The sequence below is a fragment of the Streptomyces sp. NBC_01013 genome (assembly GCF_045162765.1).
In the GTDB taxonomy this organism is placed as follows: Bacteria; Actinomycetota; Actinomycetes; order Streptomycetales; family Streptomycetaceae; genus Streptomyces.
The window spans coordinates 5,566,349-5,589,757 of sequence record NZ_CP108687.1 but is presented as its reverse complement, the minus strand read 5'-3'; the positions used below and the strand labels follow the sequence as shown (position 1 = coordinate 5,589,757).

The following is a 23,409-nucleotide window of genomic DNA, read 5'->3' as shown; positions in this document are numbered from 1 at the left end:
GAACGCCTAGGAGCGACGCTCGCCCGGGGGTGCCGTACGGGTCCTCGGAGGATCCTGACGAGGCCTGAGGACCTCCATCAGCCGGTGCAGCCGGGGTGAGGCGGCGAGTTCCTCCAAGGTGACCGGGTGGCCCTCGGCGTCGGCGATGGGCAGCCGCCAGTTGGGGTACTGGTCCCAGGTGCCCGGCAGGTTCTGCGGGCGGCGGTCACCGATCGTGTCCGGGAGCCAGACGCCGGCCATGCGGGCGGGGGTGCGCAGCAGGAAGCGGTGGACGGCGCGCACGGCGGCCTCCTCGTCGTTGCCGCCCTCGGGGAGCAGGCCGAGGCGGGAGAGCAGGCCGAGCCACTCCGCGGTGTCGGTGCCGTCCTCGGTGCGCTCCTCGTCCAGCGGGCGGGTGAGCAGACCGAGGCGGTGGCGCAGCGTCACATGGTCGCCGGTCAGCCGGGCGGCGGTGGACGGCAGGTCGTGGGTGGTGGCGGTGGCCAGGCAGTCCTCGCGCCATTCCTCGGGGGCGAGCGGCCGGCCGGTGCCCGACCAGTCCCGCTCGAACCAGAGCACGGAGGTGCCGAGGACGCCGCGCAGCGCGAGCGCCTCGCGGACGCCCGGTTCCACGGTGCCCAGGTCCTCCCCTATGACGACGGCGCCGGCGCGGTGGGCCTCCAGGACGAGGACGGCGAGCATCGCCTCCGCGTCGTGGCTGACGTAGGTGCCCTCGGTGGGCGGTCGGCCCTCGGGCACCCACCAGAGCCGGAACAGGCCCATCACGTGGTCGATGCGCAGGGCCCCCGCGTGGGCCAGGAGCCCGCGCAGCAGTCCTCGGTACGGGGCGTAGCCGGACGCGGCGAGCGCGTCGGGTCTCCAGGGCGGCAGCCCCCAGTCCTGGCCTCGGGCGTTGAAGGCGTCCGGGGGCGCGCCGACGGACATGCCGTGCGCGAACGCGTCCTGCTGGGCCCAGGTGTCGGCGCCGCCGGGGTGCACGCCCACGGCGAGGTCGTGGACGATCCCGACGGCCATCCCGGCGTCCTCCGCCGCGCGCTGGGCCGCGGCGAGCTGAGCGTCGGTCAGCCAGGCGAGCCGGCAGTGGAAGTCGACCCGGTCCAGCAGCGCGGCGCGGGCGCGGGCCGTCTCCTTCGAACGGGGGTCGCGCAGTCCGGCCGGCCAGGTGTGCCAGTCCGAGCCGTGCACCTCCGCGAGGGCGCACCACAGCGCGTGGTCCTCCAGGGCCTGCCCCTGTTCGGCGAGGAAGTCGCAGTAGGCGGCGCGGCGGCCGGGCGTGAGGGGGACGCCCACGAGGATGTCGAGCGCCTTCCGCTTGAGCGCCCAGACGGCGTCCCGGTCGATCAGGGCGCCCTTGTTCAGTACGGCGTCGCTGAGCTCCGCGGCCCGGCGGCGCAGCTCGTCGAGGGCGGCCGGGTCGGGCGCGTGCCCGTATTCCGGGACGGACTCGATGCGCAGGTGCACGGGGTCGGGGAACCGACGCGAGGACGGGCGGTAGGGCGAGGGGTCGGTGGGGGTGCCGAGCACCGCGGCGTGCAGCGGGTTGACCTGGACGAAGCCGGCGCCGAGGCTGCGCCCGGACCAGGACGCGAGGTCGGCGAGGTCGCCGAGGTCGCCCATGCCCCAGGAGCGGGCGGAGAGCAGGGAGTAGAGCTGGACGAGGAAGCCGTGGCTGCGCTCGGGGGGCTGCGGGACCCGGGCCGGGGCGATCACGAGCGTGCACGTCTCGGCCGGTGCACCCGGTGGCAGGACGGTCAGCCGGTGCACCCCCAACGGCGGTTCGGACCACCAGCCGGGCGGGGCTGCTGCCGGCACCGCGGCCGCTGTCGCGAGGCCCTCGGCGGCCCGGACCTCGCCCGGGCCGGAAACGGCCGGAACCCTACCCCCGGCGGGGACGCGCATCGGGGGCGGCGGGGCGTCGGCGGGCCCCTCGGGACGGACCATCAGCTCCGTGCCGGACGGCAGCGCGGTCAGGGCCGGGGGCAGTGGCTCCCCGGCCCACACCACCAGGGTGGCCGGGAGCAGCCGGGAGCCGGCCGCGGAATCGGCCGCGGCGAGCGCGGCCGCCACCGCCTCCGGTGTGGCGGCGGGGACGCCGAGCGCGGCGAGGACCGCGACGACCGTGGCCTCGGGGACGGGCACCGTGACATCGGCGGAAGGGGAGAAGGAGGTGGCGACACCGTGCAGTGCGGCGAGCCGGGACAAGCCCATTCAGACTCCTGAGGACTCCATGCCCCAAGCACTGCCGGAGAAAGCCGGCTCGCTGGTCAGCGGGGCGAGGACGGCGAGCGGGGGCTCACTGGTGAGAGGTGTGGCGTCGGCGAGCGGCGGCTCGCTGGTCAGGGGTATGGCGTCGGCCAGCGGCGCTTCGCTGGTGAGCGGGCCGGGCGTGCCGAGGGTGGCCGGGGAGGCGCTGACGTACAGGGTCGGATCCGGTACCTGTTTGCACAGGGCGGAGAGCAGGAGCTGCGCTGCGGCGGGCATGGTGGCCTCCTGGCCGAGGGGAACAGGACACAGCAGACCTACCCAGCGGACGCGGCCGCAGACGTAGGCGTGATGACAACGAGTTCAACGTGCTCCGGGTCACAATCCGTTCCCCCGGGGCCTGATATCCGTAAGACGTCCGCTGATTTCGGCCATACGGCGCCGTCTTTCGCGTGCACCACCGGCTGCCGCGACCCCTTCACCACGACCGCCATACCGGGCATTTGCACCACACCCACCACGCGCATTGACACCCTCGCGCCCGGATGGTGGGCTCGGGGCCGACCGGTGGACGTGAGGGGAGACGGGCATGCAGCTCAGGCGCAGGAAGCACGCGACGGCCGTCGCCGTGGCCGTGCTCGGCGGGCTGCTCTCCGCGGGGGCCCCGGCGGCCGTCGCGGCTCCGCCGCCGCCCGGCACCCCCGCCGTCACCACACCGGACCGCACCGACGACGCCGGGCCGCCCGCCGTGTGGCCGCGTCCGCAGAGCATCAAGGTGTCCGGTTCCCCGGTCCCCCTCTCCGGCGAGGTGACGGTCCTGGCCGGAGAGGGGGCCGACCCCTACGCGGTCGACGCGCTCCACCGGGTGCTGCGCGACGCGGGCGCGGAAACCGTCCACGAGTCGCTGCCCGGCGGCGGCCCCGTCATCCGGCTCGGCGGGGACGGCGCCACGGACGCGCTGCGCACGCTGCGGGCGCCCGACCGCGCCGACCTCCCGTCCGGCGGCTACCGGATCGCGGTCGGCCGGGTCGCGGGCCGGGACACCGTGGCCGTGGACGGCGTCGGCGACGACGGCCTGTTCCACGCGGTGCAGACGCTGCGTCAGCTGACCGGGGGCGGCCGCATCGCGGGCGTCACCGTCCGGGACTGGCCGGGCGGCGCCGTACGCGGGCTGACCGAGGGTTTCTACGGTCAGCCCTGGTCCCAGGAGGAACGGCTCGCCCAGCTCGGCTTCATGGGCCGCACCAAGCAGAACCGCTACCTCTACGCGGCCGGTGACGATCCGTACCGGCAGGACCGCTGGCGCGAGCCGTACCCCGCCGAGCGGCGTGCCGAGTTCCGGGCGCTGGCCGAACGGGCCGCCGCCGAGCATGTGACCCTCGGCTGGGCCGTCGCCCCCGGACAGTCCATGTGCATGTCGTCGGACCGCGACGTGAAGGCACTGACGAAGAAGATCGACGCGATGTGGGCGCTGGGAGTGCGGGTCTTCCAGGTGCAGTTCCAGGACGTCAGCTACAGCGAATGGCACTGCTCGGCCGATGCCGACACCTTCGGCAGGGGCCCGGAGGCGGCGGCCACGGCGCAGGCGCGCGTCCTGGGCGAGGTGGCGCGGCACCTCGCGGAGCGGCATCCGGGCTCGGAGCCGGTGTCGATGATGCCGACGGAGTTCTACCAGGACGGGGCGACGGACTACCGCACCGCACTCGCCAAGGAACTCGACGAGCGGGTGCAGGTCGCCTGGACCGGAGTCGGGGTGGTGCCGAGGACCATCACCGGCGGCGAACTGGCCGGCGCGCGCACCACGTTCCGTCATCCGCTGGTCACGATGGACAACTATCCGGTCAACGACTACGCCCAGGACCGGATCTTCCTGGGCCCGTACACCGGCCGCGACCCGGCGGTCGCCATCGGTTCGGCGGCGCTGCTCGCCAATGCGATGGAGCAGCCGTCCGCGTCCCGGATCCCGCTGTTCACCGCCGCCGACTTCGCCTGGAACCCGAAGGGGTACCAGCCGCAGGAGTCCTGGCAGGCAGCCATGGACGATCTCGCGGGCGGCGACGCCCGCAGTCGTGACGCGCTGCGGGCGCTGGCGGGCAACAGTGCGGGGTCCGTACTGGGCGGCGACGAATCGGCGTACCTGCAGCCGCTGTTCGCCGCGTTCTGGAAGTCCCGTACGGCCGAGGGCGCATCGGCTCGCGACGAGGCGGCGCGCCGGTTGCGGGCCGCGTTCACGGTGATGCGTGAGACCCCGCAGCGTCTGGCCGGCCTGGCCGACGGGCGGCTCGATGACGAAGTGCGTCCGTGGAGCGAGCAGTTGGCCCGCTTCGGCCGGGCGGGCGAGCTGGCCGTCGATCTGCTCCAGGCGCAGGCGCACGACGACGGCGCGGCCGCCTGGGAGGCCTCACTGGCCCTGGAACCGGCGCTCAAGGCCGTGAAGGCGGGCGGCGCGACCGTCGGCAAGGGAGTGCTCGGCCCGTTCCTCGACCGGGCACACAAGGAGGCCGACGCCTGGACCGGTTCGGACCGAGACAACGGCACGGTGACCGAGGCCCCGGGCAGCTATACCGTGCGCTTCCACCGGACCCGCCCGCTGGAGGCCGTCACGGCGATGACCGTGCCCGGCGGCGACACCTCCGTGTCCGGGGCGACGGTCCAGGCGCACGTGCCCGGCGAGGGCTGGCGCAGTCTCGGCACCCTGTCGGCGCGGGGCTGGACCCAGTCGCCGGGCCAGGGCCTGCGGGCGGACGCGGTCCGGATCAGCTGGCCGACCGCCACCCCGGCGATCACCGGCGCACCGCCCCTGATCATCCCTCCGCTCGCGGGCACCGCGCCGTCCACCGGAACGGCCCCCCGGGTGCGCTCGCTGGTGCCGTGGTTCGGCGACGAGCCCGCAGCCAGGCTCGCTCTCGCGCGGGGCGAGACGGACGCCGAGATCGGCGGCGATCCGCTGCGGGTCGAGGCGCGGCTCTCCGCACGCCGCCCCGCCGAGGTGCGCGGCGCGCTCACCGCGAAGGCGCCCAAGGGCATCGAGGTACGGGTACCGAAGCGGACGACCCTGCCGCGCGGGTCCCGCACCGCCGTTCCCGTGGAGATCACCGTCCCGGCCGGCACGCCGGTGGGTGAGTACGAGGTGCCGCTCTCGTTCGGTACGGAGGAGACCACCCTGACCGTACGGGCCTTCCCCCGCACGGCGGGCCCCGATCTGCTGCGAACGGCCACCGCGTCCTCCTCCGGCGACGAGACCCCGGACTTCCCGGCGGCCGCCGCCTCGGACGGCGACCCCGGGACCCGCTGGTCCTCGCCCGCCGAGGACGGCGCGTGGTGGCAGGCCGAGCTGCCGGCTCCGGCCCGGGTCGGCCAGGTGGTCCTGGACTGGCAGGACGCGTACGCCTCCCGCTACCGCGTACAGGTCTCCGCGGACGGCCGCACCTGGCGCACGGCGGCTACCGTCCGCAACGGCGGGGGCGGGCACGAAGCGGTCCGGATGGACGCCAAGGAGACCCGCTTCATCAGGATCCAGGGCGACGGACGGGCGACCGAGTACGGCTACTCGCTGTGGTCGGTCCAGGCGTACGCGGTGGCGGAGTAGGCCCCTTCGTCCGGGACATGCCGGGGCCCCGGGCCGCCCGGTGGGTGCCAGGACGACAGAGGCCCGGTCTCAGGCTGAGATGCCGTCGATCCGGGCCATGGCGTCGTCCGCGCCGAACGGCTGCAAGTAGGGCAGCCAGCGCGGGTCGCGGTGCCCCGTGCCGATGATCCGCCAGGCCAGTCCGGTCGGCGGGGCGGGCTCCTGGTGCAGCCGCCAGCCGAGCTCGGGCAGATGGCGGTCGGCCTTGACGTGGTTGCAGCGGCGGCAGGCGGCCACCACGTTGTCCCAGGCGTGCTGCCCGCCGCGGCTGCGCGGAATGACGTGGTCGACGCTGGTCGCGGCGGCGCCGCAGTACATGCAACGCCCGCCGTCCCTGGCGAAGAGGGCCCTGCGGGTCAGTGGGACCGGGCCCCGGTAGGGGACGCGCACGAAACGCTTCAGGCGGACGACGCTGGGTGCCGGGACGGCACGGGTGGCACTGTGCATGAAAGCGCCGGACTCCTCGAGGCAGATGGCCTTGTTCTCGAGGACGAGGACGAGCGCGCGGCGGAGCGGTACGACGCCGAGTGGCTCGTACGACGCGTTGAGAACCAGGACATGCGGCACGTGGACGCCTCCTTGTACGCCGGCGGCGCGTGGCTCGCGCCGGGACGATCCGATCTCAGTCTCCCCTCCTGCCTGGTCGAAGCGCCACCACGTGCGGGTAACGGGCCGGAAGGATTTTTCTCCGGGACCCTGCCGCCCGTACGCCGGTACGCGCCGGAACAGGTGCTTCGGCGGGCTGCCGCCACGACCGCGCCCGGTGTGCGACCGGCCACGGGCCGCCCGTACACACCGCTCGCCACCGCCCTGCGCGGACGAGTCCCTTACCTCTTCCATATCCCCGGGTGAGACGCGTCTCTCCCCTCGATCACGGCAACGGAGCATTCCGGATGCCCCGTTAGTGTGGTTGTCCAGCGCTCGCCCAACCGGAGGTTTCGCCGTGTCCCTGTCCGTCCTGTTGGCCGCAGCCCCGTCACCCGAGCCAGGCGGCTCGCTGGACGAAGCCGCGAAGCAGGCCGGCAACGCCGCGAGCTGGGTCGAGGAGAACTGGTCCACCTGGCTGAACACCGGTCTGCGGATCGTGCTCATCGCCGCCATCGCGATCGCGTTGCGCATCGCCGTGCGCCGCACACTGACCAAACTCATCGAGCGCATGAACCGCAGTGCCCAGGCGGTGGAGGGCACCGCCCTCGGCGGCCTGCTGGTCAACGCGGAACGGCGCCGGCAGCGCTCGGAGGCGATCGGTTCCGTACTCCGTTCAGTGGCCTCGTTCCTGATCCTCGGCACGGCCGCCCTGATGATCCTGGGCGCGTTCGAGATCAATCTGGCCCCGCTGCTGGCCTCCGCGGGGGTCGCGGGGGTCGCGCTCGGCTTCGGCGCCCGCAACCTGGTCACCGACTTCCTCTCCGGCGTTTTCATGATCCTGGAGGACCAGTACGGCGTCGGCGACACCATCGACGCGGGCGTCGCCTCCGGCGAGGTCATCGAGGTCGGCCTGCGGGTCACCAAGCTGCGCGGCGACAACGGCGAGATCTGGTACGTCCGCAACGGCGAGGTGAAGCGGATCGGCAACCTCAGCCAGGGCTGGTCCACCGCCGGCGTCGACGTGCAGGTCCGCCCCACGGAGGACCTCGACCGGGTCCGTACGGTGATCACCGAGGCCGCACAGCTGATGGCCAAGGACGATCCGTGGACCGAACGCCTGTGGGGCCCGGTGGAGATCCTGGGTCTGGACAGCGTGCTGCTCGACTCGATGACGGTCCGGGTGACCGCGAAGACGATGCCGGGCAAGGCCCTGGGCGTGGAGCGCGAGCTGCGCTGGCGCATCAAGCGTGCCTTCGACGAGGCGGGCATCCGCATGGTCGGCGGCATCCCGGCCCAGCCGGACGAGCCCTCGGCCGCCGACCCCACGGCCGCGATGGCCGCTCCCTCGGCGTACGCCTCGGCCACCTCGCCCCAGTCCCTGGCCGCGACCCCGATACCTCCGGCGCCGCCGAGCATCACGAAGTAGCTGCCGGACGCACGCGGCACACCTGAGGGGCGCCCCGCGAGGTCTGCGGGGCGCCCCTCAGGTGTGCCGTCCCGCTCTCGGCCCGCCCCGGGTTCCGGCCAACTCGATTCGCCGGTGTTCCCGTTGGGCATGGACCGTTCCGTGGCGCCCCGTCCAGGTAACACTTTGGTTGCCACCGCGGTGCCGCCCATTGACGCCCCGGTGACGCTCGCCCTACGGTCCTCTCACCGAATAGGAAACTTTCCTAACAGAGGGCGGGTGCAGTGACCATGGCCGGAACCACACCGGGGACCCCCCGCGTTCTGCGCGCCATGAACGACCGGGCCGCCCTCGATCTGCTGCTGGAGCACGGGCCCCTCTCGCGGACCCGGATCGGGAAGCTGACCGGGCTGTCCAAGCCCACCGCCTCCCAGCTGCTGGCCCGGCTGGAGGCCGCCGGGCTGGTCGTCGCGACCGGGACCGCGGCCGGGCGCCCCGGGCCCAACGCACAGCTGTACGCCGTCGACGCGTCGGCCGCGCATGTCGCCGGGCTCGACGTGAACGCCCAGCGGATCGTCGCCGCAGTCGCCGACGTGACGGGCGAGACGGTCGGGGAGTTCGAGCTGCGGACCCCCGGACGGCGCGCCGACAGCGTGGTCCGGCAGGTCGCGGACGCGCTGGGCGGGGCCGTCAAGGAGGCCGGGCTGACCCGGTCCGACGTGCACCGGGTCGTCATCGGTACGCCGGGTGCCTTCGACCCGGGCACGGGCAGGCTGCGGTACGCCTCGCACCTGCCCGGCTGGCACTCCCCCACCCTGCTGGACGAGCTGGCGGCCTTCCTGCCGATGCCGGTGGAGTACGAGAACGACGTGAACCTCGTCGCGGTGGCCGAACAGCGGCTCGGCGCGGCGCGGGGGCACGAGGACTTCGTGCTGCTGTGGAACGAGGAGGGCCTCGGCGCCGCCCTCGTCATCAACGGCCGGCTCCACCGCGGCTTCACCGGCGGCGCCGGTGAGGTCGGCTTCCTGCCGGTGCCGGGCGCCCCGCTGGTCCGCCAGGTCACCAAGGCGAACGCGGGCGGCTTCCAGGAACTGGCGGGCGCCCAGGTGCTCGCCCGGCTCGCCTGCGAGCTGGGCATCGACGACGAGGCGGTGCGCGGCCCGGGCACCCATCACGAGATCGCGGCCCGCCTGGTGGGCCGGGCTGCCGAGGCCGTGGAGCAGGGCGAGGGCGGGCCGTACGGCCGGCTCCTCGACCGGTTCGCCACCGGTCTGGCGACGGGTCTCGCCTCGATGGTCGCCGTCCTGGACCCCGAGGTCGTCGTGCTGTCGGGAGAGCTGATCGCGCGCGGCGGGGAGCCGCTGCGCAGCCGGGTGGCGGCCGAGCTCGCCGAGCTGGCGGCCTCCCGGCCCAGGCTGATCACGGGCGAGGTGACCCACCGCCCCGTACTGCGGGGCGCGCTGGAGAGCGCGCTCGCCACCACCCGCGACGAAGTTTTCGACACCTCGCGCTGAGCCCGCCCGCCCACGTACACCGCTGACTCCACGTCCACGTACACCGCTGACCCCGCACATTCGCGTGCGTCCCCTTGCCCGTCCCAACCCTTCATCGGGAGACACCACCATGTCCGGAAACCGCCGGAAGCCGGCCGTCGCACTCGCCGCGACCGCCGCGCTCGCCCTGTTCGCCTCCGCCTGTACCGGTCAGAGCAGTTCCGGTGCCAGTGATGACGCCTCCAAGGAGACGACCATCAACTTCTGGCACGGCTGGAGTGCCCCGAACGAGGTCAAGGGGATTCAGGCGACGGTCGACGCCTTCGAGAAGGCGCACCCCAACATCCATGTGAAGGTCGTCGGCAACATGACCGACGACAAGATCAACCAGGCGCTGCGCGCGGGCGGTTCCAAGGCGCCGGACGTCGTCTCGTCGTTCACCACGAACAACGTGGGCAAGTTCTGTTCGTCGAAGGCCTTCGTCGACCTCAACCCGTTCCTGAAGAAGGACGGGATCGACGCGGAGGCGACCTTCCCCAAGGCGATGAACGAGTACACGCAGTTCGACGGCGTGCGCTGCACGGTGCCGCTGCTCGGTGACGCGTACGGGCTCTACTACAACAAGGACGCGTTCGAGGCGGCCGGCATCGACGGTCCGCCGAAGACCTGGTCGGAGTTCGCCGCGGACGCGAAGGCGCTGACGAAGACCGAGGGCGACACGTACGAGCAGCTCGGCTTCATGCCGAACTACCACGGCTACGAGTCGACGACCGAGCACTACCTCGGTGGCTGGAACCCGACGTACTTCGACGCGGACGGCAAGTCGAACATCGCCAAGGACCCGGCGTTCGCCGCGCTGCTCACGAACCAGAAGAAGCTGGTCGACTCCCTGGGCGGTTACCGGAAGCTGGAGAAGTTCCGTACCGGCTTCGGCGACGAGTGGGGCGCGAAGCACCCGTTCCACACCGGCCAGGTGGCGATGCAGCTGGACGGTGAGTGGAGGCTCGGCATGGCCGAGGACACCCATCCGGAGTTCGAGATCGGCGTGGCCCCGATGCCCGTCGCCGACGACGAGGCCGACACCTACGGCAAGGGCTACCTGACGGGCACCATCGCCGGCATCGCCGCCACCTCCGGCAAGCAGAACGCCGCCTGGGAGCTGGTGAAGTTCATGACGACCGACACCGACGCGGTGGTGAACTTCGCCAACGCCATCCACAACGTGCCGTCCACGCTGGCCGCACTGAAGTCGCCGAAGCTGAAGTACGACCCGCGCTTCAAGACCTTCCTGGACATCGCGGCCGACCCGAAGTCCACCACCACCCCGCCCTCGGTGAACGGCGGCGCCTACCTGACGTCCCTGCAGAACCTCGGTTTCGAGGTCGAGAAGGGCACCCAGAAGGACATCGGGGCGGGCCTGGAGAAGACGGCCAAGGAAATCGACGCCGCGATCGCACAGGCGAAGTAGCACCACGATGAGCACGTACACACTCCGTTCGAAGCGCCGCCGCTCGGCGCTCCGTACGGCGGCCTTCATGTCGCCGTGGCTGATCGGGTTCTGCGTCTTCTTCGCCTACCCGCTGATTTCCACGCTCTACTTCTCCTTCACCAGCTACGACGGCTTCTCGGCCCCGGAGTTCAGTGGGCTGCAGAACTGGTCGTTCGTCTTCAACGACTACCCGCTGTTCTGGCCCGCCCTGCGCAACACGCTCTGGCTGGTCCTCGTCATGGTCACCTGCCGGGTGGTCTTCGGTCTGGGTGTCGGCATGCTGATCACCAGGATCAAGACGGGCACCGGGGTCTTCCGGACGCTCTTCTACCTGCCGTACCTGGCCCCGCCGGTCGCCGCCACCCTGGGCTTCGTCTTCCTGCTCAACCCGGGCACCGGACCGGTGAACTCGATCCTCGGGGATCTGGGAATGCCGACCCCCGGCTGGTTCACCGACGCCACCTGGTCCAAGCCGGCGCTGACCGCCCTCGCGGTGTGGGGGGTGGGCGACCTCATGGTGATCTTCATGGCCGCACTCCTCGACGTACCGAAGGAGCAGTACGAGGCGGCGGAGCTCGACGGGGCGAACTCGTACCAGCGGTTCCGCTTCGTCACCCTGCCGAACATCTCGCCGATCATCATGTTCGCCGTGGTCACCGGCATCATCCAGACGATGCAGTACTACACCCAGCCGCTGGTGGCCGGGAAGGTCGCCTCGGGTGTCATGGGCGGTTCCGGGCAGCAGTTCGAGCCGGGCTATCCCGACAAGTCGACACTGACGCTTCCGCAGCTGGTCTACAACCTCGGATTCCAGCGCTTCGACTACGGCTCGGCCTGTGTGGTCGCGCTCGTCCTCTTCGTCCTCGCCATGGCGTTCACCGCACTGCTGATGCGGCGCCGCAGCGGGCTGATCCAGGCAGGTGAGTGACGTGGCGCAGGTTCTCGACACCCCCAAGGCCGCCGGCCCGGTGAGTGACCCCGTCACCCCGGCCGAGCGGGTCGCCCGACGCAAGTCGCTGCTGCACTGGATCGCCGTGCACTCGCTCGGCGTCGCGGCCGCACTCTTCTTCGTGCTGCCGTTCGTCTTCCTCTTCCTCACCTCGCTGATGAGCGACCAGCAGGCACTGACCCGTGACCTGTGGCCGCACCCCTTCGAGTGGAGCAACTACAAGGACGTGTTCAACACCCCGGGCTTCCTTACCTGGTGGAAGAACACCCTGCTGTACGCGGGTCTGGGCACCGTCCTCACGGTCGTGTCGTCGCTGCCCGTGGCGTACGCGCTCGCCAAGTTCCGCTTCCGGGGCCGGCATCTGTCGCTGATGCTCGTCATCTCGATGATGATGCTGCCGCCGCAGGTGGTCGTCATCCCGATGTACCTGTTCTGGGCCAAGCAGCTGGACATGTCCGGCACGCTCTGGCCGCTGATCATCCCGATGGCGTTCGGCGACGCGTTCTCCATCTTCCTGCTGCGGCAGTTCCTGCTCACCATCCCCAACGAGTACCTGGACGCGGCGAAGGTCGACGGCTGCGGCGAACTGCGCACCCTGCTGCGCGTCGTGATCCCGATGGCCAAGCCGGGCATCGCCGCCGTCGCCCTCTTCCAGTTCTTCTACGCCTGGAACGACTACTTCGGCCCGCAGATCTACGCCTCCGAGAACCCGGCGGCCTGGACACTGAGTTACGGACTGGAGTCCTTCAAGGGCGCACACCACACCGACTGGAACCTGACCATGGCCGCGACCGTTCTGGTCATGGCCCCTGTGATCGTCGTCTTCTTCTTCGCACAGAAGGCATTTGTCGAGGGCGTCACACTGACCGGAGTAAAGGGCTGATTCATGAAGCTCGCAGTAGTGGGTGGCGGGTCCACCTACACACCTGAACTGATCGACGGATTCGCACGGCTGCGGGACACCCTGCCGGTCGAGGAGCTCGTGCTCGTCGACCCGGCGGCCGACCGGCTCGAACTCGTGGGCGGCCTCGCCCGGCGGATCTTCGCCAAGCAGGGTCACCCCGGGCGCATCGTCACCACCTCGGACATCGACGCGGGCGTCGCCGGCGCGGACGCGGTCCTGCTCCAGCTGCGCGTGGGCGGCCAGGCCGCCCGCAACCAGGACGAGACCTGGCCGCTGGAGTGCGGCTGCGTCGGCCAGGAGACCACCGGCGCCGGCGGCCTCGCCAAGGCCCTGCGCACCGTCCCGGTCGTCCTGGACATCGCCGAGCGCGTCCGGCGCACCAACCCGGACGCCTGGATCATCGACTTCACCAACCCGGTCGGCATCGTCACGCGGGCGCTGCTCCAGGCCGGGCACAAGGCGGTCGGCCTGTGCAACGTGGCGATCGGCTTCCAGCGCAAGTTCGCAGCTCTGCTCGACGTGACCCCCGGTGAGGTGCACCTCGACCACGTCGGCCTGAACCACCTGAGCTGGGAGCTCGGGGTGCGCCTCGGCGGTCCCGAGGGCGAGAACGTGCTGCCCCGGCTGATAGCCGAGCACGGCGACGCGATCGCGGACGACCTGCACATGCCGCGGGCGGTCGTGGACCGGCTCGGCGTCGTCCCCTCGTACTACCTGCGGTACTTCTACGCGCACGACGAGGTCGTGCGGGAGCTCGCCACCAAGCCGTCGCGGGCGGCCCAGGTCGCCGAGATGGAGAGGGAGCTCCTCGCCATGTACGGGGACCCCGCACTGGACGAGAAGCCCGCGCTGCTCGCCAAGCGCGGCGGCGCCTTCTACTCGGAGGCGGCCGTGGACCTGGCGGCCTCGCTGCTCGGCGGCAGCGGCTCCGCCCACCAGGTCGTCAACACGTACAACAACGGCACGCTGCCCTTCCTGCCGGACGACGCGGTCATCGAGGTGCAGGCGGCGGTGGACAGGACGGGCGCGACGCCGCTCGCCGTGCCGGAGCTGGACCCCCTGTACGCCGGTCTGATCGCCAACGTGACGGCGTACGAGGACCTGGCGTTGGAGGCCGCGCTGCGCGGTGGCCGCGACCGGGTCTTCAAGGCACTGCTGGCGCACCCCCTGATCGGTCAGTTCGAGTACGCCGAGGCGCTCACCGACAAGCTCGTCGCGCACAACCGGGAGCATCTCGCGTGGGCATGAACGGTTCGGTCCTCGCGATCGATGCGGGGAACAGCAAGACCGATGTGGCACTCATCGGTGAGGACGGCACCGTGCTGTCCACGGCCCGGGGCGGCGGCTTCCAGCCTCCGCTGGTCGGTGTCCCGACGGCCGTGGACGTGCTCGGCGCGGCGGTGGCGGAGGTGCTGGGTTCGGCCGGCGTGGACGCCGGGTCCGTCGCCCATGTGTCGGCCTGCCTCGCCAACGCCGATCTCCCGGTCGAGGAGGAGCAGTTGACCGAGGCCCTGCGCGCCCGTGGCTGGGGCCGCACGGTGGAGGTGCGCAACGACACCTTCGCGATCCTGCGGGCCGGGGCCGACGAGCCGCGCGGGGTGGCGGTGGTGTGCGGTGCGGGGATCAACTGCGTGGGCATGGTGCCCGACGGACGGACGGCACGGTTCCCCGCGATAGGCCGGATATCCGGTGACTGGGGCGGGGGTTCGGGGCTCTCCGAGGAAGCGATGTGGTTCGCCTCGCGCGCCGAGGACGGCCGCGGTGAGCCGACCGAACTGGCCCGTACGCTGCCCGCCCACTTCGGACTCGGCTCGATGTACGCGCTGATCGAGGCGCTGCACCTGGGCCGGATCGCGTCGGAACGACGGCACGAACTGGCACCGGTGCTGTTCGCGACGGCGGCGGCCGGTGACGCGGTGGCGCGCGGGCTGGTGGACCGGCTGGCCGACGAGGTCGTGGCGCTGTCCACGGTCGCGCTGTCCCGCCTCGGCCTGCTCGACGAGGTGGCCCCGGTGATCCTGGGCGGCAGCGTACTGGCGGCGCGTCACCCGCGGTTGGACGAGCGCATCGGCGAACTCCTCTCCGTACGCGCTCCCAAGGCGACGGTACGGGTGGTGAAGGAGCCCCCCGTCCTGGGCGCCGGGCTGCTGGGGATGGACCACACGGGTGCGGCGCCCGAGGTGCACGCCCGGCTGCGGGCCCAGTACGTCTGACGGCGGCTGCGCCGGCCGGTGCCGGAGGCGTCCCGTAACCTTCGGGTCACGGGACGCCTTCTGCGTGGGGGAACCGATCAGTTGTCCCGGACGTGTTCATGAGGGGGAGATCGATCCAGTTCGGGGGATTGCGTCGGCGATCGGCTTGATCGGTGGCGTCGGCCTTGATCGAATGCTGTGTGACCGCGGCTGATCGCAGTTGGCTGCTTCATGGACCGGTGCAGGATCCAGGCGTTCCCCATGTGGACGCCGGTCCCTGCGGCCATACTTCTGGCCGGGTACCAGTCCCCCGATCGGCCGGGGGGCGGGCCGCCGTCAGTGACCGAGGGGGAGGTCAAGTGACATACCCGCCGAATGTGCGTCCGGCTCCGCACCACGCGCCGGGGCAGCCGCCTGCGCCAACGGCCGTACCCGCGCCACCGCCGCACAGCGTCCGGGCCGTGGTGACCGAGCGGCTGCGTGCCGCGGCGACCACCGAGCCGGGCCGGCTCCAGATCATCGGGGCCGTACTGGCGCTGCTCGTCGTCGCGTTCGGAGCGGTGACGGCGTTCGAGATCAGCGACCGCGCGGCTTCGGCGAACGACGTGGTGGAGCACAGTCAGCCGCTCAGCGCGGACGCGGCGGGCATCTACCGCTCGCTGGCCGACGCGGACGCGGCGGCCGCGAGCGGCTTCCTGGAGGGACGGCAGGAATCACGCGCGGTCCGCGACCGGTACGTCCAGGACATCGACGACGCCTCCCGGCTGCTGGTGAAGGCCGCGGCCAACACGGACGCGTCGACGAGCTCCGGTCACGAGATCAGCACGCTCAACAAGGAACTCCCGCGCTACACCGGCCTGATCGAGCGAGCCCGCGCCAACAACCGGCAGGGGCTGCCGCTGGGTGGCGCCTATCTCCGGTACGCGAACCAGAAGATGACGAACGAACTGCTGCCGGCCGCCGAACGGCTGTACACGGCGGAGACCGACCGGCTCGACCAGGACTACCACGCCGCGCGGATGTGGCCGTTCTTCTCCCTCGGTATCGGTGTCGTCGCGCTGGCGGTGCTGTTCTGGGCGCAGCGGCGCAATTACCGCAGGACGAACCGGGTGTTCAACCACGGTCTGCTGGCCGCGACAGCGGCGGCGACGGTGGTGCTGCTGTGGCTGGCGGTCGGGCACACGGTGGCCCGGTCCGGCCTGGCCGAGGCCAACACCCACGGCCAGCAGTCCCTGGACGTGCTCAACCGGGCGCGCATCGACTCGCTGAAGGCGCGCTCCAGCGAGAACCTCACGGTGGTCGCGCGTGGTGCGGTGCTCACCGCGGACGGAAAGAACGACAAGTACGAGACCGACTACGGCACGGGCATGAAGGCACTCGGCGAAGAGCTGGACAAGGCCGCGAAGCTGGCCAAGGACACCGGCGACGCCGAGGGAAGCAAGCCGGTGGCCGATGCCGTCTCGGCTGTCACCGAGTGGCAGGGTCGCCACCGGACCGCCCGCAAGAGTGACGACGGCGGCGACTACGACACCGCGCTGAAGCAGATCATCGGGTCGGAGAACTCGACGGGTGAGTCCTTCAGCCGGGTGGACGAAGCGCTGCGGAAGGCGCTCGCCCACGAGCAGAGCGAATTCACCCAGGCCGCCAAGGACGGGCGGGGGGCCCTGGGCGGTCTGCCGATCGGGGCCGCGGCTCTCGCCGTGCTCGGCGCGGTGGCGGCGATCGTCGGGGTCAACCGCAGGCTCTCGGAGTTCCGGTGACAGGGGGAGCGATGACAGCGAAGGACCCGAGGACGGGCCCGGGAACGGCCCGTGAGGGCCGGCTGCACCGGCTGCGCGGCTGGGGCGGGGTGACCGGCATGGCCGCGGCCTGCGCGGTGACGGCATCGCTGACCCTGCTGCCACTCTCCCACAGCGGCAAGGACGCCTTCGACGCGCAGGGAGCGGGAAGCGGGACGGCCCACGCCGTTCAGACACGGGCCGACGACTGCACGGACCCGGAGGCCAGCCTGGAGCCCGGCCGGGCCGAAGGTGACGCGATCAAGCGGATCAAGGACCGCGGCAAACTGATCGCGGGCGTCGACCAGAACAGCTTCCAGTGGGGATTCCGTAACCCGGAGTCGGGAAATCTCGAAGGCTTCGACATCGATCTGGTGCGGGCCGTGGCCAAGGACATCCTCGGCAGCCCGGACAAGGTCATCTTCCGGGCGATCCCCACCAACCAGCGCATCGCCGCGCTGGAGAACGACAAGGTCGACGTCGTCGTCCGGACGATGACGATCAACTGCTCCCGGCTGGACCAGGTGTCGTTCTCCACGGCCTACTTCCAGGCCGGTCAGCAGGTCCTCGCGGCGAAGGAGGACGCGACGATCACCGGCTTCAACTCCTCGCTGGCCGGCAAGCGGGTCTGTACGGCGGAGGGCTCCACCGCGTACGAGGCGCTGGAGAAGGAGTCGTTCGGCTCCGTGTTCAAGGACGAGCACGACGGCAGCGCGGCCGACGAGGACAGGCTCACCGTCCCCAACCAGCTGGACTGCCTGGTGCGGCTCCAGATGGGCGAGGTCGACGCCGTCGTCACGGACAACGCCCTCGCGGCCGGGCAGGCAGCCCAGGACCCCGCAGTGGAGCTGAAGGGCGCGCCCTTCACCACCGAGTACTACGGCGTGGCCACCAAGAAGGGCGCGGACGACCTGGTCTCCCGGGTCAACGAGGTGCTCGTCGACTACCGGGCCGGCGGCACGGACAGCCCGTGGATGATCTCGTACCGCCATTGGCTGGCGGACGGTCTCCCCGGGATCAAGGGGCCACCGGCGCCCAAGTACCGGAACGACTAGCGCCCCCCGGCAGGCTCTGCCGGTCGCAGCACTTGAGCGTTTCGTTCGGATCAGGCCGGATCAGGGGCACAGGCACCCGGACGGCGGGTTGGCAGCACTGATCCTGCCGGGCCCCCGCCCGGCAGGAGAGCGGAGAGGTGATCGATGGGCGTCGCGGGCCCCTTCCCCAGCTACGCGGCCCGGCCTCCCGGCCCGGTCATGGACCGGGACGAGGCCGACCGTGCGCTGGCCCGGCTCGGCGCGGAACACGAGGCGATCGAGACCTCGCTCCTCGCTCTGCAGGACCACGCCGGCCGCCGGCTGCTGGAGGGCGCCGAGCTCACCGGTGTCACCAAGGAGCGCTGGAACACCACCGAGCAGTCGATCACGCTGTTGTGGACCTACTTCGACGCGTACGCGGGGGCACTGAACCGGGCGCGCGAGGTGCGGGCCAGGCGTCGTCAGCCCAACCGCGAGGACCTGGTGGCGCTCACCGAGCTGCTGCGCGGCCAGGGGGTCACGGTGGCGCATGCGGCTGCCGCACACGATCCGTCGATCACCGGCCCGGCCCGGCTCTCGGAGCGCTTCTCGCTGGAGGAGCTGGTCCAGCGGATGAACGAGCTGTACGCGCGCTCGCTCGACATGGTCGTCGCCTCCGACTCCGTGTGGTCGGCGATGCCCGCCCGGATAGATCTGCTCGCCGCCGAGCTGCGCCGCACCCACTCGCTGGCGCACTCGGTCGGGGTACGGCCCGGGGAGCACCCGGCCGGCGACGACCTGGAGTCGATCATCCAGGAGCTGACCACGCTGCGGGTGCAGGTGATCTCCGACCCGCTGTCGTTCTGGCTTCCGGGGCCCGGAAGTTCGGCACCTGGCGGCGGTCGCCCGGACACGACGCGCTACGACCGGGCGGCGCGGGCGCTGGACGAGGTGCGGCGTGAGGTCGAGGCGGTGCTCGCGGTCCGGCAGGATGCCGAGCAGCGCCTGGTCCAGCTGCGCGACGTCCTCTCCCGGGCCGACCGCACCCTGGCCGAGGCCAGGGCTGCGCGTGGCGAGGTGCTGGCGAAGATCGCCGCGTCCGAGGTACCCGCGGTGAACGGTCCGCCGACGGCACTCCAGGAGCGGCTGGCCGCCGCCTCGGAATACCGCAGGCATGCCCAGTGGCACCGGCTCTCGCCGCTGTTGGACTCCTTGGAGCGGCAGGCGGACGAGGAGCTGCTGCGGGCCAGGGAGCAACTGACGGCGGTCACCGCGCCGCTGGCCGTCCGGGCCGAGCTGCGCGGCCGGCTGGACGCCTACAAGGCGAAGGTGGCCCGGCACGGTCTGGCGGAGGACCCGGTCCTCATCGAGCGTTACGACGCAGCGCGCCGGATGCTGTGGAGCGCGCCGTGCGATCTGCGGGTCGCCGCGCTCACGGTGCAGCGCTATCAGGACGCGGCGCTGGACATGCTGGCCGGGCGCGCGTCGTCCGGTCCCGAGGACAGGCGGGGGCGCTCGTGAGACGCCCGGGGATCCTGGGGCAGAACGTGTGCGGGACGGGTAGTGACGGAGCAACGTGGCCGCTGCGGCGGCGGGGCGAACAGGGGGAACGACCATGAGTACGCAGTGCCAGCGCCCCGCGTGCGAGGGCAGTTACGAGGACATGGGCGGCGGTGAGCTGTACTGCGACACCTGCGGTCTGGCGCCGGTCGTGTCACCGAACGGCATGGTGAGCTCGCCTCCCACCGGTATCGCGGGCGGCGGCCGGGGCAGCAGGGGCAGCAACAGCACCTCGGCCCGCAGCAGTTCGCAGGCGTCGTCGAGGGCGTCCTCGCGGGCCTCCTCGCGCTCGTCGACCTCACGGCGTTCGGTGTCGGGGCGGCTCTCGCGGGCGCTGTCCGGGAACACGGCATCGCGTTCGGTCTCGGTGCGTTCCTCGGCCAGGTCGACCGGCTCCTCGGGCCGCAGCCGGCTGGGCGCCGGGCTGGTGCTCGTACCGGACGTGCCGCGCCCCGATCCGCGCACCGCGGTCATGGAGAACCCCGAGGTGCCCGAGCGCAAGCGGTTCTGTTCGCGTTCGGACTGCGGGGCGCCGGTGGGCCGTGCCCGGGGCGACCGGCCGGGGCGCACGGAGGGGTTCTGCACCAAGTGCGGCCACCCGTACAGCTTCGTACCCAAGCTCCAGGAGGGCGACATCGTCCACGGGCAGTACGAGGTCGCGGGTTGTCTGGCGCACGGCGGGCTCGGCTGGGTCTACCTCGCGGTGGACCGTGCGGTCTCCGACCGGTGGGTGGTGCTCAAGGGCCTGCTCGACACCGGGGACCAGGACGCCATGGCGGCGGCCATCTCGGAGCGCCGGTTCCTCGCCGAGATCGAGCACTCCAACATCGTCCGGATCTACAACTTCGTCGAGCACCTCGACCAGCGGACCGGCTCCCTCGACGGGTACATCGTCATGGAGTACGTCGGCGGCAAGTCGCTCAAGGAGATCGCCAACGAGCGCCGCACACCGGCCGGGAAGCGGGACCCGCTGCCGGTCGAGCAGGCGTGCGCGTTCGGCATCGAGGCACTGGAGGCGCTGGGCCATCTGCACAGCCGCAACCTGCTGTACTGCGACTTCAAGGTCGACAACGCGATCCAGACCGAGGACCAGCTGAAGCTGATCGACATGGGCGCGGTGCGCAGGATGGACGACGAGGAGTCGGCCATCTACGGCACGGTGGGGTACCAGGCGCCGGAGGTCGCGGAGGTGGGCACTTCGGTGGCGTCCGACCTGTACACGGTCGCGCGGACGCTCGCGGTGATGACCTTCGACTTCCAGGGGTACACGAACGTCTTCGTCGACTCGCTGCCGGACCCGGACAACATCGAGGTGTTCCGGACCTACGAGTCGTTCTACCGGCTGCTGGTGCGGGCGACCGATCCCGATCCGGCACGGCGGTTCGCCTCCGCCGCGGAGATGGCTGAGCAGCTGACGGGCGTGCTGCGCGAGGTGGTCTCCCTGCAGACGGGGCGCCCGCGCCCGGCGCTGTCGACGCTCTTCGGCGCGGAGTTGCGGGTCACCGACACGGAGCTCTTCACCCGCCGGACCGGTGACGTCTCCCGCTTGGGGGCCAGGTCCCAGGAGCCGGGCCGGTCCGGCCTCTTCGGGCGCCGGCGGGGCGGCGGAGCTCCGGTGGCGCCGCCCCCGGCCCCGCCTTCCGCGGTGGCGCCGCCCGGCGGCGTCCCGGGCGCCCTGCCCGCCGGGTTCGCCGCGGGAGCCGGACCGCTGCACTCCACCACCACGCATCTGCGCGGCAGCGCCCCGGCCGGCGCGGGGAACAGCGCCCCGCCTCCGTACGCGCAGGCCCCGGCGGCCATTCCGGCCCCCCGGGTCCCGGTCGTGAGTCCGGGCGCCGTGCCGGGGCCGTACAGTGCGAACGGCTCCTGGCTGGCCGGGCTGGACGTGCGCGCGACCTCCCTCGCGCTGCCGGTACCCCGGGTCGACGCGAGCGACCCCAACGCGGGTTTCCTCGCCGGGGTGATGGCCTCGGCGCCCGCCGAACTGATCGCCGCGCTGCAGGCCGTGCCGGCCGCCTCGCTGGAGACCAGGCTGCGCGAGTTGCGGGCCGCCCTGGAGATGCACGACCTCGGCGGCGCGACGGAGACCCTGACGTCGCTGGAGGCTCATCACGCGGACGACTGGCGGGTGGTCTGGTACCGCGGGCTCACCGCCCTGGTCTCCGGTGACAAGGAGAACGCGGCCCTGTCCTTCGACGCGGTCTACGACGCGTTTCCCGGGGAGCCCGCGCCGAAGCTGGCCCTCGGCATCTGCGCGGAGGTTCTGGGTCAGCTGGACAACGCCGCCGAGTACTACCGGCTGGTGTGGATGACCGACCCGAGCTTCGTGAGCGCGGCGTTCGGCCTGGCCCGGGTGCAGATCGCGGCCGGGGACCGGAGCGGAGCCGTCCGGACCCTGGAGTCGGTGCCGGAGGCTTCGATCCACTTCACGGCGGCCCGGGTCGCCGCGGTGCGGGCCCGGCTGCGTGAGCGGGCCCCGGACGAGCCGCTGATCACCGACCTGATGGCGGCCTCGGCCCAGGTCACGGGGCTGGCCGGGCTCGGTCTGGACGCGGTGCGCCGCGAGCAGTTGTCGACCGAGGTGCTGGGGACGGCCCTGGACTGGGTACTCTCCGGTAGTCCCACGGCTCGGCCCTCGGACCCCAAGTCCGTTCCGCACGCCGGGGCTCAGGGGCCGAAGACGCTGCTCGGCAGTGAGTTGGACGAGCGCGGCCTGCGTTTCGGGCTGGAGCGGTCGTATCGGATGCTCGCCCGGCTTGCGGAGCCCGGCGACGAGAGGATCGAGCTGGTGGAGCGGGCCAACCGTTTCCGCCCCCGAACGTGGGTGTGAACATGTCGCAGAAGCACCAGGAGACTGCCTTGTCGAGGTGTCCCGGCTGCGAGGAGCCGCTGGAGCCGGGGGACCTGTTCTGCGGTGCGTGCGGACACGACCTGTCGGCCGTGCCCGAGCCGCCGCAGGACCGTCCGACGATCGCCATCGTCACCCCGGCCGGTGACTCCGCTCCGGGTGCCGGCTTCGGGCCGGCCCCCGGGGCGGCGGAGCCTGCCCCGGGGCAGCCGGTGCCCGGCTCCGCGCCGGGCGTGGAGCGTTCGGCACTGCCCGGCACCCGGTTCGACGGGCCCGGCGCGTCGGGCGACTTCGAGCTGGCCGCTCCGGCGGGGGCGGCGCCCGATCCCCGTACGTCCCCCGGCCCAGACCCGGCTCCGCCGGCCGGCGCCAAGGTGTGTGTGGCCTGCCGGGCCGGCCGGGTCGACAGCGACGGCTACTGCGAGAACTGCGGCCACGCCCAGCCTCGCGAGCGCGACCACATGGAGCAGGAGCTCGGTTCGGTCGCCGCCGTCAGCGACCGCGGACTGCGTCATCATCGCAACGAGGACTCGTTCGCCGTGTCGACGACCGCGTTGCCGGACGGGTCGCCCGCCGTCGTCGCGATCGTCTGCGACGGGGTGTCGTCGGCCAGCCGGCCCGACGAGGCCTCGGCCGCCGCCGCACACGCCGCCAACGAGGCGCTGCTGGAGTCGCTGCCGCGCGGCACGCACCCGCAGCAGGCGATGCACGAGGCGATCGTCGCGGCCGCCGAGTCGGTCAACCGGCTGGCGCAGGACTCCCCTCAGGCCCAGGAGCAGGATCCGCACCGCCACCAGAACGCTCCCGCCTGCACGCTGGTCGGCGCCATCATGGCGAGCGGTCTGCTGGTCGTCGGGTGGGTCGGCGACAGCCGCGTGTACTGGGTGCCCGAGGACCGCTCCAGCCCGCCCGCCCGGCTCACCGAGGACGACTCCTGGGCCGCGCAGATGGTCGCGGCCGGCCTGATGAACGAGGCGGAGGCGTACGCCGACGAGCGTGCCCACGCCATCACGGGCTGGCTCGGCGCGGACGCCTACGAGCTGGAGCCGCACACCGCGTCGTTCAAGCCGGACCGCCCGGGACTCGTGGTGGTCTGCACGGACGGGTTGTGGAACTACGCGGAGTCCGCCGCCCAAATGGCCGCCGCGGTGCCCGAGGACGCGTACGAACGGCCGCTGCACGGTGCCCAGGTGCTGGTGGGTCACGCCCTCGACGGCGGGGGCCACGACAACGTAACAGTGGCCCTGGTGCCGTTCGCCGTACCACCGCAAGGGGCAGGATCCGCCTACAGCAGTGGCTGAGTCCCGTTCTGTCCGCCCCCTGCACCTCCGATGCCGTTGTCCGCACATCTGTCTTCATC

General features: G+C 72.1%; 16 protein-coding genes. 13 read left to right on the top strand and 3 right to left on the bottom strand.

Going from position 1 to position 23,409, the window contains the following annotated elements; genetic code table 11:
* Positions 1–6: 6 nt before the first annotated feature.
* Both malQ and OG538_RS24285 read right to left on the bottom strand, forming a co-directional pair.
* Complete coding sequence (gene malQ / locus OG538_RS24290; RefSeq protein WP_406096914.1) at positions 7–2,208, bottom strand: 4-alpha-glucanotransferase; 2,202 nt, start codon at positions 2,206–2,208, stop codon at positions 7–9.
* A complete protein-coding gene (locus OG538_RS24285; protein WP_406096912.1) occupies positions 2,209–2,481 on the bottom strand; it encodes a hypothetical protein in 273 nt (90 codons plus the stop codon).
* 310 nt (positions 2,482–2,791) lie between these two features.
* Between OG538_RS24285 and OG538_RS24280 the strand changes: the two genes are divergently transcribed.
* Positions 2,792–5,791, top strand: coding sequence for a beta-N-acetylglucosaminidase domain-containing protein (locus tag OG538_RS24280; protein WP_406096910.1), 3,000 nt, complete (start codon positions 2,792–2,794; stop codon positions 5,789–5,791).
* Positions 5,792–5,860: 69 nt separating this feature from the next.
* On the opposite strand, the gene OG538_RS24275 is transcribed toward OG538_RS24280, so the two are convergent.
* A complete protein-coding gene (locus OG538_RS24275; protein WP_406096908.1) occupies positions 5,861–6,397 on the bottom strand; it encodes an HNH endonuclease in 537 nt (178 codons plus the stop codon).
* A gap of 376 nt (positions 6,398–6,773) precedes the next feature.
* Between OG538_RS24275 and OG538_RS24270 the strand changes: the two genes are divergently transcribed.
* The 12 genes from OG538_RS24270 to OG538_RS24215 all read left to right on the top strand — a co-directional run bounded on the left by OG538_RS24270 (position 6,774) and on the right by OG538_RS24215 (position 23,350).
* Complete coding sequence (locus OG538_RS24270; protein ID WP_406096906.1) at positions 6,774–7,844, top strand: mechanosensitive ion channel family protein; 1,071 nt, start codon at positions 6,774–6,776, stop codon at positions 7,842–7,844.
* Positions 7,845–8,113: 269 nt separating this feature from the next.
* Entirely contained in the window at positions 8,114–9,337 is a 1,224-nt protein-coding gene (locus OG538_RS24265; protein ID WP_406096904.1) for an ROK family protein, read from the top strand.
* A 109-nt stretch (positions 9,338–9,446) separates the two neighbouring features.
* Positions 9,447–10,784 carry an ABC transporter substrate-binding protein gene (locus tag OG538_RS24260; protein ID WP_406096902.1) on the top strand — a complete coding sequence of 446 codons (1,338 nt, stop codon included), beginning with the start codon at positions 9,447–9,449 and terminating at the stop codon, positions 10,782–10,784.
* Positions 10,785–10,791: 7 nt separating this feature from the next.
* On the top strand, positions 10,792–11,733 hold the full coding sequence (locus tag OG538_RS24255; RefSeq protein ID WP_406096900.1) for a carbohydrate ABC transporter permease: 942 nt from the start codon (positions 10,792–10,794) through the stop codon (positions 11,731–11,733).
* A gap of 1 nt (position 11,734) precedes the next feature.
* Positions 11,735–12,637, top strand: a complete 903-nt coding sequence (locus tag OG538_RS24250) for a carbohydrate ABC transporter permease (RefSeq protein ID WP_406096898.1) — start codon at positions 11,735–11,737, stop codon at positions 12,635–12,637.
* Between the two features lie 3 nt (positions 12,638–12,640).
* Entirely contained in the window at positions 12,641–13,906 is a 1,266-nt protein-coding gene (locus OG538_RS24245) for a 6-phospho-beta-glucosidase (RefSeq protein ID WP_406096896.1), read from the top strand.
* The gene (locus OG538_RS24240) at positions 13,897–14,871 is read left to right on the top strand and encodes an N-acetylglucosamine kinase (RefSeq protein ID WP_406096894.1); all 975 of its coding nucleotides are present in this window, start codon (positions 13,897–13,899) and stop codon (positions 14,869–14,871) included. Before OG538_RS24245 ends, OG538_RS24240 begins: the two co-directional genes overlap by 10 nt.
* A 338-nt stretch (positions 14,872–15,209) precedes the next feature.
* Entirely contained in the window at positions 15,210–16,610 is a 1,401-nt protein-coding gene (locus OG538_RS24235) for a hypothetical protein (protein WP_406096892.1), read from the top strand.
* An 11-nt stretch (positions 16,611–16,621) separates the two neighbouring features.
* Positions 16,622–17,683, top strand: a complete 1,062-nt coding sequence (locus OG538_RS24230) for a glutamate ABC transporter substrate-binding protein (protein ID WP_406096890.1) — start codon at positions 16,622–16,624, stop codon at positions 17,681–17,683.
* Positions 17,684–17,827: 144 nt separating this feature from the next.
* Entirely contained in the window at positions 17,828–19,162 is a 1,335-nt protein-coding gene (locus tag OG538_RS24225; protein WP_406096888.1) for a hypothetical protein, read from the top strand.
* A 94-nt stretch (positions 19,163–19,256) separates the two neighbouring features.
* Positions 19,257–22,031 carry a tetratricopeptide repeat protein gene (locus tag OG538_RS24220; RefSeq protein WP_406096886.1) on the top strand — a complete coding sequence of 925 codons (2,775 nt, stop codon included), beginning with the start codon at positions 19,257–19,259 and terminating at the stop codon, positions 22,029–22,031.
* Entirely contained in the window at positions 22,028–23,350 is a 1,323-nt protein-coding gene (locus OG538_RS24215) for a PP2C family serine/threonine-protein phosphatase (protein WP_406096884.1), read from the top strand. The genes OG538_RS24220 and OG538_RS24215 overlap by 4 nt, the downstream gene beginning before the upstream one ends.
* Positions 23,351–23,409 lie beyond the last annotated feature (59 nt).